This window comes from Chryseobacterium gregarium DSM 19109, from assembly GCF_000430845.1.
Lineage (GTDB): Bacteria > Bacteroidota > Bacteroidia > Flavobacteriales > Weeksellaceae > Chryseobacterium > Chryseobacterium gregarium.
The window spans coordinates 285,489-300,610 of sequence record NZ_AUMU01000006.1 but is presented as its reverse complement, the minus strand read 5'-3'; the positions used below and the strand labels follow the sequence as shown (position 1 = coordinate 300,610).

The window sequence follows — 15,122 nt, the reverse complement described above, 5'->3', positions numbered from 1 at the left end:
CTATTTTCAGGGAAGTGATTTTTTGTTTATTTTTGATCACATGAATTTATATGATCTTTTCATAAAGCCCTATGAAAGCTATACTCTGTTACAGATATTTTCAGAAGCACTTGCTGCCGTCTTCGGAATTCTGAGCGTCTATTTTTCAATTAAAAAAAACATCTGGGTTTATCCTACCGGAATCGTCTCTACTATATTATATGTTTATATTCTCTTCAACTTCGGATTGCTGGGAGACTGTATGATCAATGTTTATTATACGGTGATGAGTATCTACGGATGGCTGCTGTGGGCCAGGAGTTCAAAAGACAATATTCATGTGGAAGTTTCATGGGCTTCCAAAAAAGAATGGCTGTACGGGATTTTACTTTTTGCCTTAAGTTTAATCTTAGTAACAGGAGTGTATTATTACAAACCTTATATTGACAACGGATTTTCAATGACGGGTGCAGATTTAGGCCTCTATCATCTGGACTGGGGCAACTGGCTGGACGTTGTGACCACTTCTGTATTTCTGGTAGGCATGTGGTTTATGGCGAAACGCCGTATTGAAAACTGGATCTTCTGGATCATCGGGGATTTTATCTGTATCCCGATGATGATTTATAAAGGCTTAGGAATCACTTCGGTTCAATATTTGGTATTTACTGTAATGGCTATCCTCGGATATGTCAGCTGGAAAAAAAGTTTAAGAAAAAATGTATTAAGTCATGAAGAATTTATTAAAAATAGCATTTAGCGTAATCACCATAACAAGTTTAACTTCTTGTGCAGTGTATTCGGATCCCGCCGTCAGCGGATACGGAGATCCATATTATGATAACGGAAATTATTATGCCCCTCAGGGATATTACGGAAACGGCGGATATTGGGGAAATGACGGATATTATTACAGAAATGATGTCAATTATTATTATGATAACGGCAGCCCGTATTATTACCAGAATTACAACAATTCGAGGAAAAAGGTGTATGTAGACCGAAGATCGTCAAGCCAGGGAACGGCCACGACCAGTTCACAAAGACCGAACAACGGGTTCAGAGGCGGCGTGAATGACGGGCCTACGATTAACGGCAATTCCAACAGCGGGTTCAGACAGAATAACAGGCAGAACAGCAGCAGAAGACAGAACAATGGTTTCAGAAACCAGCAGCAGAATACGCCGAGGCCACAGAATAACAGTGGCGGGTTCAGGAATAATTCATCCACCAATACGAATTCAAACAGCGGAGTCAGAAATAATTCCTCTACGAACTCCAATACGAACTCAAACAACGGCGGATTCAGGAACAGTTCAGGGACAAGCACCCAGCAGAATTCAAATTCCTCATCTCAGCAGAATTCCAACCGTAATACCAACGGAGGAGGATTTAGATAAAACGATTATAAATAAGCGAACGGACAGCTAACCCTGTTCGTTTTTTGTTTTAATTATAGTAATTTTGCCTGTTTAATTTTAAGACAAAACATGATATCAGAAAATATAGAATTTTATAAATACCAGGGAACGGGAAACGATTTTGTTATGATAGACAACCGTGACCTTCAGTTTCCGAAAAATAAGGAAATCATTGAAAAACTGTGTGACAGGAGATTCGGAATCGGCGCAGACGGCCTTATTCTGCTGGAAAATGATGAAGGGTATGATTTTAAAATGGTATATTATAATTCTGACGGCGGCGAAAGCACCATGTGCGGAAACGGCGGAAGATGCCTGGCAGCCTTTGCTTTCTTTCTTGATATTTTTGAAAACAGATGCCGCTTTATCGCTATTGACGGCGAACATGAGGCAGAAATCCATAATGGGATTGTGAAGTTAAAAATGATTGATGTCAACACTATTTCTCAGGAAGGCGGAGATGCTGTAATGAATACGGGTTCACCCCATTATGTAAAATATGTCGAAGATTTGGTTAACTACAATGTTTTTGCAGAAGGAAACGGCATCAGGAATTCTGAAAATCATAAGGAAAATGGCATTAACGTCAACTTTGTAGAAAAAACAGCAGACAATGAAATATTCGTAAGGACCTATGAGCGTGGCGTTGAAGATGAAACCTATAGTTGCGGAACGGGCGTTACCGCTTCGGCTTTAACTTTTCTGCAAAAGAGCCATCTAACTTCAGTAAAAGTAAAGACTTTAGGAGGCGATCTTAAAGTCTATGCTGAAAAAAACGGGGATTCCTTCACCAATATATGGCTGGAAGGCCCTGCAAAGCAGGTTTTTAAAGGAAAAATCAACCTTATTTAATCAGTAACTTTAATCATAGTACATGAAAAAAGCTGTTCTCATTATCATCCTTCTTGTTCTTATAACAGGCGGATTTTTCGGTTTGAGATTATACACCAAATACTACGGAAACAACATTCAAAAGGACGGTTATGTCCTGATTTCGCATAATGCCGGTTTCAGGCAGATCATGGATTCAGCGGCAAAATATGTTGATAATAAAGAATCTTTCGAGGCGGTTGCAAAAGACAAGGATCTTGGGAAAAATTTCAAGCCAGGCCGTTACCATTTCCAGAAGGGTCTTGGGAATGCAAAACTGGTAAACATGATCAAAGCCGGTAACCAGGCGCAAAACAGTTTCAGGATAGGAGATTTCGGAGATGTGTACCAGATGCTGGGTAAAGTAACCAAAAAAACAGAGCTCGACTCTCTGCAATTTGTGAATGGCCTCAATACCATTGCATCCGAAAAAGGGTATAACAATGCAGAAGATCTCAAAAAATATTTCTTTATTGATACCTATAATTTTTTCTGGACCGTCACGCCCAAAGACTTTTTCAACAGGTTTAATGACCAATACAACGAATTCTGGAATGCCGCAAGAAAAGCGAAGGAAGAACAGGCAGGTCTGACAAGAGATCAGGTGTATGCACTCGCTTCTATCGTTTATAAAGAATCCGGAGGAAAAAAGGATGAAATGAAAACGATTGCCGGCCTGTATCTCAACCGGTACAGAAAAGGAATAAAGCTGCAGTCTGATCCTACCGTCATCTACGCTATTAATAAACAGACCAACTTTAAGGAGCCGATCAAACGGGTTTTTTATAAACATCTTTCAACTCCGTCACCTTATAATACCTATGCTAATAAAGGCATTCCGCCAGGACCAATCTGTATTGTAGATAAGACTTCCGTTGATGCGGTTTTAAATGCAGAGAACAATGATTACATATTCATGTGTGCGGATCCTGCAAGGTTCGGATACCACAAATTCACAGCCAGTGCCGAACAGCATGCCATTAATGCAAAAGCTTACCAGGACTGGCTGGATTCTAAAAATATAAAATAAGAAATATATTTAACTTTATTTTAACAATTCAATAATTAACATTTCGCTTTTTAAAGCGACTTATGCATTATAAATAATAAATTATTACTTCATATTCGGGAATACGCAGGTTAGCAATTTCATAATATTAAGTAGAATTTTTCACGATTTTACACAAACAATACCTTATGAATCAGACGGAAATCATTAACATTTTTACAAAAAAAACCTTAGGGCTTACTTTTGTACTTTCGGCAGCGGCATTTGCCTTTGCGCAGGAGAAGGTCGGTATTTCCGGGTCGGTTGTCAATAAGAGCAACCAGCCCGTTCCTTATGCTTCTGTTACATTCAGTAATAAAGCCAACAAATTATTCAGCGATGCTACGCTTACGGATGAAAAAGGCCAGTATACGCTTGACCTTGCACCCGGAGCCTATGATATCACGGTAGAAGCTATCGATTATAAAAAAAGTGTGGTTAACAAACAGATTACAGCCGCAGGAAATATCGGGGCTTTATCCATAGATCCTGAAGGCAGCGCCACAAATCTTAAAACAGGAGACATCCAGGGTATCGTGATTACAGCTCCTTCTACCAAACCTTACAAAGTAGAGCTGGATAAAAGAACCTATGATCCTTCTCAGGATATCGTAAGTAAAGGAGGGAACCTGCAGGATGTACTTCAGAATGTGCCTTCTGTAGAAGTTGATACGGATGGTACGGTCTCAATGCGGGGAAGTTCTAATGTAAAGTTTCTCATAAACGGAAAACCTTCTGCTCTGTTGGGTATTTCTGAAGGGAGTAATGCACTTCAGAGTATTCCTGCCGATCAGATTGAAAGAATTGAGGTAATTACAAATCCTTCCTCAAAATTTGAAGCGAGCGGAACTTCGGGCATCTTAAATATTATTTTAAAGAAAAGTAAAAAAGTAGGATTCAATGGAAGTGTAGTAGGAACGTTAGGGTATCAGCCAAGAACATTGCTAAATGCTAATCTCAGCTGGAGAAAAAATAAATGGACATGGTTTGTAAATGGTGGCGGTGGCTATAATGAATCTACCGGAACCAATAGAAACAGCAACCTGAATTATGACAAAAATGAACAGTTTCAATTATTAAGGTCAGATCAGGAGACCAAAAATAAAAATTATTCTAAAAACTATAATGCCACAGCTGGTTTTGTATATGATATTGATGATAAAAACTCTGTCAATTTATCCGGTACTATAAGAACCTTTGATAACGAAACAGATGGCAGGATTAATTATAATTATCTTTATAATTATATTCCTTTACCGAATCCTTATACATTAAGAACAAATAACGGAAACAATACCAACCTTGCTTTTCAGGGAGATTTAGGATGGGATCATAAATTTGATGATAAAGGACAGATTCTATCTGCTTCACTAAGTGCTCAGAGCAACAAAAGTGACAATACAACAGACATTTATGAAGAGTCCGATTTTTCAACTGTTTTAAATAATTCCGGGAATGTAATTGGTATTGTTCCTGGTATGAATTATACTTTAAGCAACAATTCCCAATACTCACGAACAAAAACCTTAATAGGAAAATTAGATTACGAACTTCCTATTGGTGAGAGTTCCAAGTTTGAAGCAGGGTATAGGATTGACAGTAATAATAATTTTTATGATAATACCGCAAATGAAGCAGACGGTTTAAATGTACCATTTTCTGTTCTGAACAAATTTACCAATGTTACAAATTACGATGAATTGTTCAATGCATTCTATGTACAGTTTCGCAGTAAAGTAGGAAATTTCGGCTATCAGTTAGGACTTCGCGATGAACTTTCTAATGTGAAAGTAGACTACAGAAACCTTGAAGGTGGGGAAAAGGGTACAGTTAATAATAATAAAAACTATAATAATTTATTTCCAAGCGTATTTTTAAGTTATGACTTAGGAAAAGATAACCAGTTTTTATTGAATTATTCAAGAAGAATTGACAGACCCCGCTCATGGTTTTTAATTCCTTATTTTTCTATTACTGATAATCAAAACCTGTTCTTGGGAAATGTTGATTTAAATCCATCTTATGTAGATTCATTTGAATTCGGATACAGTATTTCTAAAAAGAAATTCACCCTAAATCCCACTCTTTTTTACAGAAGAACTACAGAGGATACAAAGACAGTAGCCTACCAGGAAGATGAACGAACCAATATTTATTTTACAACTCCACTGAATTTAGGAACGAATGATCAGTACGGTTTAGACTTTAACGGAACAGCAGATGTATTTCCATGGTTAAAATTAATGGGAAGCTTTAGTGTATTCGGCTATAAAACGACGGGAGAATATTCTTATAATACTATTGATATCAAAGGAAAAAATGTTAACAGAATCCAATCCTATGCAGGAGACGGTTTTTCTACCAGAGCAAGGCTGAACGCTACCTTTAAAGTGGATAAAACATTCAGTTTTCAGTTACAAGGATTTTACAGAGGTCCTCAGAATACGGCAAGCCAGGATAGAAAAGCAATGTATGCTTTAAATCTTGGAGCATCTAAAACAATTTGGAAAGGAGACGGAACAATTTCTTTTAATATGCAGGATATTTTCAATACCCGTTCTATGAGAAGCACGAATTATCTGGCAACAGGTATAAGAGAATCTTATATGCAATGGCAGCCAAGGCAGTTCTCTGTCTCTTTAACCTACAGATTTAAACAGGGTGAGAAGGTAGACCAGCCTAAAAGGAAAAAAGATATCAACTCCAATGCAGCGGGTGATGACCAGCAGGGCGGACCAATGTAGAATGAAAATACATAAACAAGAATCCCGAAAATAATTTCGGGATTCTTTTATTTTACAGTTTCTTCAGCTTCCATTCTTGAAAGTTTGGCAAGTTCTGCCTCATAGATTCTTTTTCTCAGGTCGCTGGAAGAAAACCGGTGGTCTCTTTTATTGTAAAAGATTTCTATCCCTTTTTCCTCGCAGTATTTTTTTCCTGTGAAATCTTTGTCAAGATAATCGTCTCCGATGATTCTTACATCAATAACAAACGACTTCAGGATATCCAGAAGATCTTCCTCCGTATAATAAGGAATGATTTCATCTACAGCATTGACAGCCTTAAGCTGGATATAGCGTTCTACGATGGTTTGGGTAGGCTTGTTTTTGGTCGGGCGGTCGTGCGAAGGGTCAATCTGCAGACCGACGATCAGGTAATCACATACTGTTTTTGCCTCCTCCAGCATCTTGATGTGACCGGCATGCAATAAGTCAAATGAGGAGAATGTGATGCCTATTCTCTGTGTTTTCATACTAATATCCAATTATTTGTTGATTTAAAATGTTGCCGAAATAAAAGTCCTTTTAAAAGGATAAAAGACCGGTGATTTCGTAAAAATATGTTTTAGTTCTTTTTTATAATCTTCATTGAAGGCTTGCTGTAAATCTTCGGGCAGCTTGTCAAGGTACGGAATCATGGCTGTTCCTGATGCCCAGGTAAAAACAGCTTCTGCATCATCCATAACAAGAGGGTATACTTTTTCAAAAACCGTAATCCCACTGCCGTTATGATCAAACATTATCCGGGCATAATCTTCAATTTTCAAAACAGAATATTGCCTTGTCCATGAATGGTAAGCGGCCTTATACGGTTCGGTTTCCGCGACTTTCCTAAGGAGCTGATGCACGATAAATTCATGATTCGAAGGAATCTGGATAGCCAGCTGGCCGCCTTTGTTTATTCTACTGATGATCTCCGGAAACAGCTTTTCATGATGGTCACACCACTGGATGGCTGCATTGGAAATAATGAGATCAAAAGTTTCATTGGCTTCCAGCTGCTCTTCAATGCTTCTCTGATAGAATTTCAGCTGTCCGGTTTCAAAATGCTTTGCTTTTTCCAGCATTTCAGCAGAAGAATCAATGCCGGTGATTTCCGAACCTGATAAATAACCCGGCAGTTCCGAAGTCAGCTCACCCGTTCCGCAGCCCAGATCAATCACTTGTATATTATCCTTAGGGATGACCAGTTTCAAAAGATCAAAAAACGGTGCGGACCGTTCTTTTTTAAATTGATCATAAAGTTCAGGATTCCAGACCATACGTTAATAATTTAAACGGTTCTTGAAACCAGATAATTCTGCCATTGCCATACGGACCTTAATGCTTCCTCCAAGGAAGTTTCAGATTTCCAGCCAAGTTCTTTTTCCGCTTTGTCAACGTTGGCATATGCAATGGTAATATCACCTTCCCTACGGTCACAGATCTGATATTTTACCTCAACGCCATTTGCTGTTTCAAAAGCTTTGACCACTTCCAGCACTGATGATCCTTTTCCCGTACCCAGGTTAAAAATATCAATTACCACGTTATCAGAATCATCTTCCATTAACTTTTTTAAAGCAGCAACATGGGCTTTCGCAAGGTCAACCACATAGATATAATCACGTACTGCTGTTCCGTCTTCTGTAGGATAATCATCGCCCCAGATGCTGAGTGTTTCACGGATTCCGGCAGCGGTCTGCATGACAAAAGGAACCAGGTTATTCGGAATTCCGATAGGCAATTCGCCTAACTTTGCTGAAGGATGGGCACCGATCGGGTTAAAATATCTTAATAATGAAACTTTACGCTGGTATGCTTTCGCAAAATCAGCCAGGATCTCCTCTCCCATCTGCTTGGTTTTTCCGTAAACGCTTTCCGGCATTTTCAACGGGGTATTTTCATTAATCGGCATCTGGTCTGCCTGTCCGTATACGGTACAGGACGAACTGAAGATAAAATTGGAAAGTCCACGCTCTTTAAATTCCTGCAGGATGTTGATCAGGGAAAACAAGTTGTTCTCATAATAATCAACGGGCTTCAACTGGCTTTCACCTACTGCTTTTGAGGCGGCAAAATTAATACATCCATCAATCTGATGCGCATTAAAAACCTGAGTGAGAAGTTCTCTTCTCTTTAAGTCAAAAGGATAAAAGACCGGCTTTTTCCCGGTGATTTCCTCAATATTTTTTAAAATAAATCTTTCTGAGTTGGATAAATCGTCTACGATAACAACTTCAAAATTGCTATTCAAAAGTTCTACTACGGTGTGTGAACCGATGTATCCGAGACCTCCTGTTACGAGTATTGTCATATTAATTTTTTGTCTTTTCCGGTGATTAAGATCCGGCAGTTTTATATGGTTATATTTTATTCTTTATTAGTTAATGTCGATAAAATCAGGTCATCCAAATATCACTTTAGAAAAATATATTCTTTTATAGCAAATTAATGTAAAATAGGAGTATATAATCCTAAAATCGGTATTTACGTTATAGTCGATTGAATCCCTGAATTATTATTAAAAATCAGTAAAATTCTATTCGGTAGAAACTCAAAAAACGGACCATTGTTATTAATAATCCTTACTGAAGCACGTGATGTGGTATTTATTGACAGATTCATCTGAATACAGCTGTTCCCATCTTACCAGACTCAAAACATTTACAAAATTCTGATCAGTCTTCGAATGCAGATTAATGAGCGATATCTTATGAAATAATCTATATCCAAACAGGATACCGAAAGGACATTCAGACACGCATGGAAAACTTTAAGTTTTAGTTTTACTGAAGATTTATTTCATAAATTCCAGTACTGCATCCGTAATATATTTCAGCTGTTCATCATCCAGTTCGGTATGCATCGGAAGCGAGATCACCTGTTCCAGCAGTTGGTCTGTATTAACAAAATCAGCATCATTGCTTTCCTGGTAATAGGCCTTCTGTTTCCGTAACGCTACAGGGTAATAGATCATAGCAGGGATTTCTTTTTCGGTCAGGAATTTCTGTAAATCGTTTCTCTTACCGTTCAGGATCCTCAGGGTATACTGATGAAAAACATGGGTTGAATTTCCTGCTCTTTTAGGAGTCAGAAGACCTTCGTGTCCCGCAAATGCTTCATCATAATAATCGGCGGCCTTACCCCTTGATTCGTTATATTGATCAAGATGCGGAAGCTTTTTCCTTAAAATGGCAGCCTGTACACTGTCTAATCTTGAATTTACTCCAACTTCGTCATGATAATACCTTTCATACATTCCATGATTCACAATCCCTCTTAAACGGTGGGCCAGTTCATCATTATTGGTAAAAATAGCACCGCCGTCTCCGTAGCAGCCCAGGTTTTTAGAAGGAAAGAAAGAGGTCGTTCCTACCGTGGACATCGTTCCCGCTTTTTTTACGGTACCGTCTGAAAAAGTAAATTCAGCACCGATGGCCTGCGCATTATCTTCAATGACATATAGGTTGTGCTCTTCAGCTATTTTTAAGATTTCCTCCATATCTGAACACTGTCCGAAAATATGTACAGGAATGATCGCTTTTGTCTTGGGCGTGATTGATTTGCGGATCGCTTCCGGTGAAATGGTAAACGTATCATAATCAACATCTACCAGAACGGATTTAAGCTTCAGCAGATGAATCACTTCCACAGTAGCGGCAAAGGTAAAATCCGCCGTGATGATTTCATCTCCTTCCTGAAGGTCAAGGGCCATTAAAGCGATCTGAAGGGCATCCGTACCGTTTGCACAGGGAATCACATGATTTACGTCTAAATATGACTCCAATTCATTCTGGAAAGACTTTACTTCCGGCCCGTTGATAAAAGCCGCAGAATCCATTACATTTAATACTGCATTATCCACATCATTCTTTATTTTGTAATACTGACTTTGTAAGTCAACCATTTGAATCTTTTTCATAGATAAATATTTCTGTAAAAATAAGGAATTTAACATCCTATCAAAAATTTTATTGATTTTGTTTTATCTTTATACAAAATAAAGATATGAAAAAAACTTTACTTTTTTGTCTTTTAGCAGGTTACACGGTAAGTTTTGCGCAGACATCACTCGTTTTTGTGTTTTTCAAAGACAAGCCGAATAAGGCGGCTTTCTATGCCAATCCCCTTTCTGAACTCTCCCAGAAATCCCTGAACCGGAGGACGACACTCGGCATTGCCCTCAATGATCAGGACGCCCCGATTGAACAGTCGTACATACAGAATATCCAGACTCTGGGTTTTAACGTAACCGATTATTCAAAATGGCTGAACGGAGTTGCGGTAAATGCCACACCTGCCCAGATAGCTGCTCTTCAGGCTCAAACGTATGTGCAGTCGGTAGAGAGTTTTGCTAAAAATGCGGCCGGCATTCCCAAATATAAAAATGTTAATAAATGGGAAGCTGTTGGTGATGGTTCCGCGAATAAAGCTTTAACGACATTTGATTACGGTTCGGGTTCCGGGCAGATCGACCAGGTCAATATCAGGCCGCTCCACCTCGCGGGTTACACCGGGACAGGCGTAACCATTGCAGTGATCGATGCCGGATTCCCCTATGTCGATAACGGTTCTGCCTTTTCAAGATTATGGACCAACGGACATATCAAAGGCGGATATGATTTTGTAAATAAAGGAACTGATATTTACAATACTTCGATCAGCAACCATGGCTCTGTGGTTTTAGGTGCCATCGGAGGATATATTCAGGATACCTTTGTCGGTGCCGCGCCGGATGCTGATTTTTACCTGTACCGGAGCGAAAATGCAGCGGTGGAAATCCCGGAAGAAGAACTGTACTGGATTGAAGCCGCTGAAGAGGCTGACCGGAAAGGGGTCGACCTTATCACTACTTCACTGGGCTATGCCACTTTCGATGACCCGAAATATAACTATACCTATGCTCAACTGAACGGGACTACTTCCTTTATCGCAAGAGGAGCTGAAATCGCCGTCAGTAAAGGGATCTTTACATTATTTGCGGCTGGAAACTCAGGTGCCCAGCCATGGCATTATATTCTGACCCCGGCAGATAATGCAAAAGTATTTACCATCGGTTCTGTAGATGCAGCAGGGGTTTCTTCAGATTTTTCATCCTATGGCCCCAATGCTTCAGGTGTGGTAAAGCCTGATGCAAGTACACGGGGAAGCAATACAACTACCGTAAATAACAACTCAACAATATCGGTGAACGGGACATCCATTGCCACACCGATCGCTGCAGGAGGCATTGCCTGTTTACTTCAGGCATTTTCCGCCATGAACAGGGATGCTGTGAGAGACCGGTTAAGGCAGACGGCATCTCTGTACCCGAACCATACCGATCAGATGGGTTATGGGATCCTGAATTTCGGAAGCTTTTACAATATGGTACTCAATACTTCGGAAACGGTTCAGGTTAAACAGCTGAGCATTTTCCCCAATCCTGTTAAAGACATCCTGAACATTGCAACGGAAAAAGAAGTACTGTCCTTGGAATTCTATGACAACCTCGGAAGGCTGATTACGAAAGTTGATCATCAGAAATCGGTGAAGGTTGAAGATTTCCCAAAAGGCATTTACTACATTAAAATCCTGACCAAAGATAAAATCTTTTATGAAAAAATGATAAAGGAATAAAATAAACAAAGCCTCTCATATACGAGAGGCTTTGTTTATTTTATTTACGTCAGGTCAAGTTCATCGAAGTCCTTGATTTCAGATAACACAACAGGTTTCTGAACTTTAATTTTACTCCAGGTTTCTTTAAACACCTCTTCCCCGCTGTCCGCACCTTTATTTGTATTTTCCCTGAACTGTTTTTTACCAGTCAGGAAATTGATACTCGTCTCGCTGTTGATCACCGGGCAGAAATTATCGCTGGAATCATAGCCTATCAGTTGGAAATCAGAATTCCTGTACTGGAAAGTATACATCCAGTAGCCGTATCTGCCGTGTGCATAGTGAACAAATAAATTTCCTTTTTCTGCGTATACCTCCAGTTCAGGAGCATAATACGTACCGCCTTCTTCATTTTCTGAGGAAAAACAGCTTTTATTCTCAACAACCAATTTGTAACTATTATCCCTGGTTTTAAGAAGAACAATAATCCCTCTGCGATTGCGGTCTAATTTCCCTCGCGTTTCATCTGCAATGACTTTACCTTTTTCCGTCCCTTTGATGATCAGGATATCATCATCCATTCCGTCGTTATTCAGGTCGCCCTGCACTTCGTCAAAAAGCACAAATCTTTTCGGCAGGAAATCTGCCGGCTTTTTCTTCTCTTCAGTCTGCAGGTGGTCATCTGCTGCTTTTTCGATAGACAACGCTTCGTTTCTGGCAGCAGGCGGCAGCTGATCCTTTTTGGATTCTTTACAGCCTGCTGAAAACATCAGGGCAATTATTAAAACAGGTATCCTCATATTTAAATTTTAAGCTGAATTCCTGCTTGCATTGATATTCCCGAAGAGGGAGCGCATCACCAGCTTTTCATAGGCTTCCTTGTTCCCTTCCCCTTTCTGGATTTTCATCAGAGCATACTGCTGGATACTCAGCAGCGGCAGTACGATCTTCTCACGGATTTTCACGGATTTCCTTGATAAGGCATCTTCCTCCTGGAGCATGGTAAAACCGGTCAGTTCCAGCATGATTTCCTTGGAAAGCCGGTATTCGTCAAATAAAACAGTCCAGAACGGACCAAATTTCGGATTGTTTTTAATGTAATAGGTCAGCGGGAAATAAGTCTTGTTCATGCTCATCATGGAGTTGAGTACCAGTGTCCTGAAGAAATCGGAGCCTTTATATAAAGCTCTTACCTCATCAAACCTTCCCTGTTCCTTCAGCTGCTGCATCGCAAATCCGAAACCGAAAAACCCGGGGACATTCTGTTTCAGCTGTGCCCAGGATCCTACAAACGGAATTGCCCTCAGGTCTTCAAATTTCAGTTCATTTCCGCCGCCTCTTTTTGACGGCCGGCTGCCGATATTGGTTTTTCCGTAATATTCCAGCGTGCTCATTTCCTGAAGGTACGGTACAAACATAGGATGCGCTTTCAGATCCGAATATTTCTGATAGCTGATATCGGACAACTCTATCATGAGCGCCCGTTCTTGTTCCGTTAAATCTTTTTTGGCATTTTTAAAGACATCATTTTCCACACCGGCTGTCAGAAGCTGTTCAAAATTATATTTCGCCTGTTCTTTGTTCCCGAAAATACTGGTAATGGTCTGGCCCTGGATCGTTAATTCAATTTTATTATTGGCAATCGTGCTTCCCTGCGAAGCATAAAAATCATGGGTTTTCCCGCCGCCTCTGGCCGGCGGCCCGCCTCTGCCGTCAAAAAAGATCACTTTAACCCCGTTCTGTTCAGAAAGCGCGGTAAGAAGTTCCTTGGCTTTATAAATCTCCCAGTTGGCTTTCAGGTATCCGCCGTCTTTCGTTCCGTCTGAAAAGCCCAGCATAATGGTCTGCTGGTTTCCCCTTCCTGCCAGATGTTTCTGATATACCGGATTTTGGTACAGGTCGCTCATTACTTTTTCAGCATGGGCCAAACCTTCCATGGTTTCAAAAAGCGGAACGATATCCATATTGATTTCTTCATCCCGGTACCCGCAAATTTTGAAGAATGCATAGACATTCATGACGTCTTTCACCGCATCAGAATTGGAAATTATATAGCGGTTCATTCCTCTTATGCCGTTCAGCTGCTGGATTTGTGATATCTGCGTAACGGTAAGCAAAGTATCTTTAACAATATCTTCGAAATCTTCCGGATCAACGGTTTCTGAGGCCTGAATCAGCTGATTAAATTTTTCTTCATAGGAAGCTTCAGAATTTCCGGATATTTTAGCAAAAACTTCATCAATAACCGTCTGATGAATCCTGCTGTCCTGACGGACATCCAATGTCGCAAAATGGGTCCCGAAAATCTTTACCCTGTCCCTGAAATCGGTCAGCAGATCCAGGAACAATGAATTATGCTGCTCCACCACGATTTTTTCTGCTTCATCAATTCTTCTGATAATATCTTCTGCCATGATCTTTTCATTTCTGAAAATGGCAGCATACAGTTCATTGCTCAATTTTCCCAAAACCTCTGAAACGCCTCTGAAACTGAGCCTTCTCCGTACAGATTTGAGATTATTGTAATAGGCTTTTAAAATTGCGGAATGCAGTTCTTCCGCTACTCTTCTGGTAACGTCCGCAGTGACAAAAGGGTTCCCGTCGCGGTCGCCTCCGGGCCAGAATCCCAGCTGGATCAGGTCTTCATGCAGATGGAAATGATCATTTCCGAAAGTTGATTTGATCTTGGTAAAAAGTTCCCCGATGGTATCATAATATACATACCTCAGATAATAGATGATGCTCATGGCTTCATCAATAGGCGTCGGCTTTTCTTTGTTGACAAAAGGGGTTTTCCCCAATTGCTGCAGAAGCATATCAATATCCGTTACCGAATCTTTGGTAATCGCATTTCTGAGATCATGCAGGATTCTCTGTACGGAGTTGGGATAAAACTGGGTAGGGTGTGCCGTAAAAACAATTTTAACGGCAAAATCCTTCAGTTTTTCACGTACTTTTTCGAGTTTATGATCCTGCAACGAACGTTCGTACAGATTGGTTACCATTCCTTTGTCGCTTTCCGAGTGCAGGCTTGGGAAGGCCGCATCTTCAATACTGTCAAAAAGGACTACCTGCCGCTCGATATACTGGATGATCTTAAAAAGCAGTTCAAGCTTCTGTTCTTCCGTCTGGAGATGGGTATGGTTATGAAAAAATTCTTCTACGATTTCTTCCGGGGTCTTTCCTGCTTCGTAGCCGGCTTTGCTTTCTTCGTAAAGAAACGGAAGCAGCATCCCGATGTTGGTCATTTTATCATAAGGCAGGCTCATAAACAATGAATTGTAGATCTGGAATTTATTTTCCACGATCTGTCTGAATTTTTCTGCGCGTCGGTCGTGTCTCATATAACAAATGTAGGGGATTTCGGTTTGATATAATTCAGTTTTTATTTTAAAAATAAGTAATTTATTTTAAACAAACCCTTTTAAACATCCGTCAACG

The 15,122-nt window shown here is 40.0% G+C and carries 12 protein-coding genes; 6 read left to right on the top strand and 6 right to left on the bottom strand.

Features of this window, described 5'->3' with window-relative positions; all coding sequences use genetic code 11:
- The first annotated feature begins 40 nt into the window (after positions 1 to 40).
- The 5 genes from pnuC (at position 41) to H561_RS0108115 (ending at position 6,062) form a co-directional block, all read left to right on the top strand.
- Positions 41 to 739 carry a nicotinamide riboside transporter PnuC gene (gene pnuC / locus H561_RS0108135; RefSeq protein WP_027386548.1) on the top strand — a complete coding sequence of 233 codons (699 nt, stop codon included), beginning with the start codon at positions 41 to 43 and terminating at the stop codon, positions 737 to 739.
- Positions 711 to 1,379 carry a hypothetical protein gene (locus H561_RS0108130; RefSeq protein ID WP_027386547.1) on the top strand — a complete coding sequence of 223 codons (669 nt, stop codon included), beginning with the start codon at positions 711 to 713 and terminating at the stop codon, positions 1,377 to 1,379. Before pnuC ends, H561_RS0108130 begins: the two co-directional genes overlap by 29 nt.
- Positions 1,380 to 1,469: 90 nt before the next feature.
- The gene (gene dapF, locus H561_RS0108125) at positions 1,470 to 2,252 is read left to right on the top strand and encodes a diaminopimelate epimerase (RefSeq protein WP_034761665.1); all 783 of its coding nucleotides are present in this window, start codon (positions 1,470 to 1,472) and stop codon (positions 2,250 to 2,252) included.
- Positions 2,253 to 2,274: 22 nt separating this feature from the next.
- Positions 2,275 to 3,300, top strand: coding sequence for an endolytic transglycosylase MltG (gene mltG, locus H561_RS0108120; RefSeq protein ID WP_027386545.1), 1,026 nt, complete (start codon positions 2,275 to 2,277; stop codon positions 3,298 to 3,300).
- A 167-nt stretch (positions 3,301 to 3,467) separates the two neighbouring features.
- Positions 3,468 to 6,062 carry a TonB-dependent receptor domain-containing protein gene (locus H561_RS0108115; protein ID WP_027386544.1) on the top strand — a complete coding sequence of 865 codons (2,595 nt, stop codon included), beginning with the start codon at positions 3,468 to 3,470 and terminating at the stop codon, positions 6,060 to 6,062.
- A gap of 47 nt (positions 6,063 to 6,109) precedes the next feature.
- On the opposite strand, the gene H561_RS0108110 is transcribed toward H561_RS0108115, so the two are convergent.
- From H561_RS0108110 to H561_RS0108095, 4 genes are all read right to left on the bottom strand, one after another.
- The gene (locus H561_RS0108110) at positions 6,110 to 6,571 is read right to left on the bottom strand and encodes an adenylyltransferase/cytidyltransferase family protein (RefSeq protein ID WP_027386543.1); all 462 of its coding nucleotides are present in this window, start codon (positions 6,569 to 6,571) and stop codon (positions 6,110 to 6,112) included.
- Between the two features lie 24 nt (positions 6,572 to 6,595).
- A complete protein-coding gene (locus H561_RS0108105; protein ID WP_027386542.1) occupies positions 6,596 to 7,360 on the bottom strand; it encodes a methyltransferase domain-containing protein in 765 nt (254 codons plus the stop codon).
- 11 nt (positions 7,361 to 7,371) lie between these two features.
- Complete coding sequence (gene galE, locus H561_RS0108100) at positions 7,372 to 8,394, bottom strand: UDP-glucose 4-epimerase GalE (protein WP_027386541.1); 1,023 nt, start codon at positions 8,392 to 8,394, stop codon at positions 7,372 to 7,374.
- A 483-nt stretch (positions 8,395 to 8,877) separates the two neighbouring features.
- Positions 8,878 to 10,002 carry a DegT/DnrJ/EryC1/StrS family aminotransferase gene (locus tag H561_RS0108095; RefSeq protein WP_027386540.1) on the bottom strand — a complete coding sequence of 375 codons (1,125 nt, stop codon included), beginning with the start codon at positions 10,000 to 10,002 and terminating at the stop codon, positions 8,878 to 8,880.
- An 86-nt stretch (positions 10,003 to 10,088) separates the two neighbouring features.
- Between H561_RS0108095 and H561_RS0108090 the strand changes: the two genes are divergently transcribed.
- Positions 10,089 to 11,699 (top strand): S8/S53 family peptidase, encoded by a 1,611-nt coding sequence (locus H561_RS0108090; RefSeq protein WP_027386539.1) that lies wholly within the window; start codon positions 10,089 to 10,091, stop codon positions 11,697 to 11,699.
- A 44-nt stretch (positions 11,700 to 11,743) separates the two neighbouring features.
- Here the strand turns inward: H561_RS0108090 and H561_RS0108085 are convergent, their stop codons facing one another.
- On the bottom strand, positions 11,744 to 12,481 hold the full coding sequence (locus H561_RS0108085; protein ID WP_027386538.1) for a hypothetical protein: 738 nt from the start codon (positions 12,479 to 12,481) through the stop codon (positions 11,744 to 11,746).
- Positions 12,482 to 12,490: 9 nt separating this feature from the next.
- A complete protein-coding gene (locus H561_RS0108080; RefSeq protein ID WP_027386537.1) occupies positions 12,491 to 15,025 on the bottom strand; it encodes a phosphoenolpyruvate carboxylase in 2,535 nt (844 codons plus the stop codon).
- Positions 15,026 to 15,122: the final 97 nt, after the last annotated feature.

Bases quoted from the DNA above. Each gene is read 5' to 3' on its own strand.
- pnuC (WP_027386548.1), top strand. From the start codon at position 41: ATGAATTTATATGATCTTTTCATAAAGCCCTATGAAAGCTATACTCTG.
- H561_RS0108130 (WP_027386547.1), top strand. From the start codon at position 711: ATGAAGAATTTATTAAAAATAGCATTTAGCGTAATCACCATAACAAGT.
- dapF (WP_034761665.1), top strand. From the start codon at position 1,470: ATGATATCAGAAAATATAGAATTTTATAAATACCAGGGAACGGGAAAC.
- mltG (WP_027386545.1), top strand. From the start codon at position 2,275: ATGAAAAAAGCTGTTCTCATTATCATCCTTCTTGTTCTTATAACAGGC.
- H561_RS0108115 (WP_027386544.1), top strand. From the start codon at position 3,468: ATGAATCAGACGGAAATCATTAACATTTTTACAAAAAAAACCTTAGGG.
- H561_RS0108110 (WP_027386543.1), bottom strand. From the start codon at position 6,571: ATGAAAACACAGAGAATAGGCATCACATTCTCCTCATTTGACTTATTG.
- H561_RS0108105 (WP_027386542.1), bottom strand. From the start codon at position 7,360: ATGGTCTGGAATCCTGAACTTTATGATCAATTTAAAAAAGAACGGTCC.
- galE (WP_027386541.1), bottom strand. From the start codon at position 8,394: ATGACAATACTCGTAACAGGAGGTCTCGGATACATCGGTTCACACACC.
- H561_RS0108095 (WP_027386540.1), bottom strand. From the start codon at position 10,002: ATGAAAAAGATTCAAATGGTTGACTTACAAAGTCAGTATTACAAAATA.
- H561_RS0108090 (WP_027386539.1), top strand. From the start codon at position 10,089: ATGAAAAAAACTTTACTTTTTTGTCTTTTAGCAGGTTACACGGTAAGT.
- H561_RS0108085 (WP_027386538.1), bottom strand. From the start codon at position 12,481: ATGAGGATACCTGTTTTAATAATTGCCCTGATGTTTTCAGCAGGCTGT.
- H561_RS0108080 (WP_027386537.1), bottom strand. From the start codon at position 15,025: ATGAGACACGACCGACGCGCAGAAAAATTCAGACAGATCGTGGAAAAT.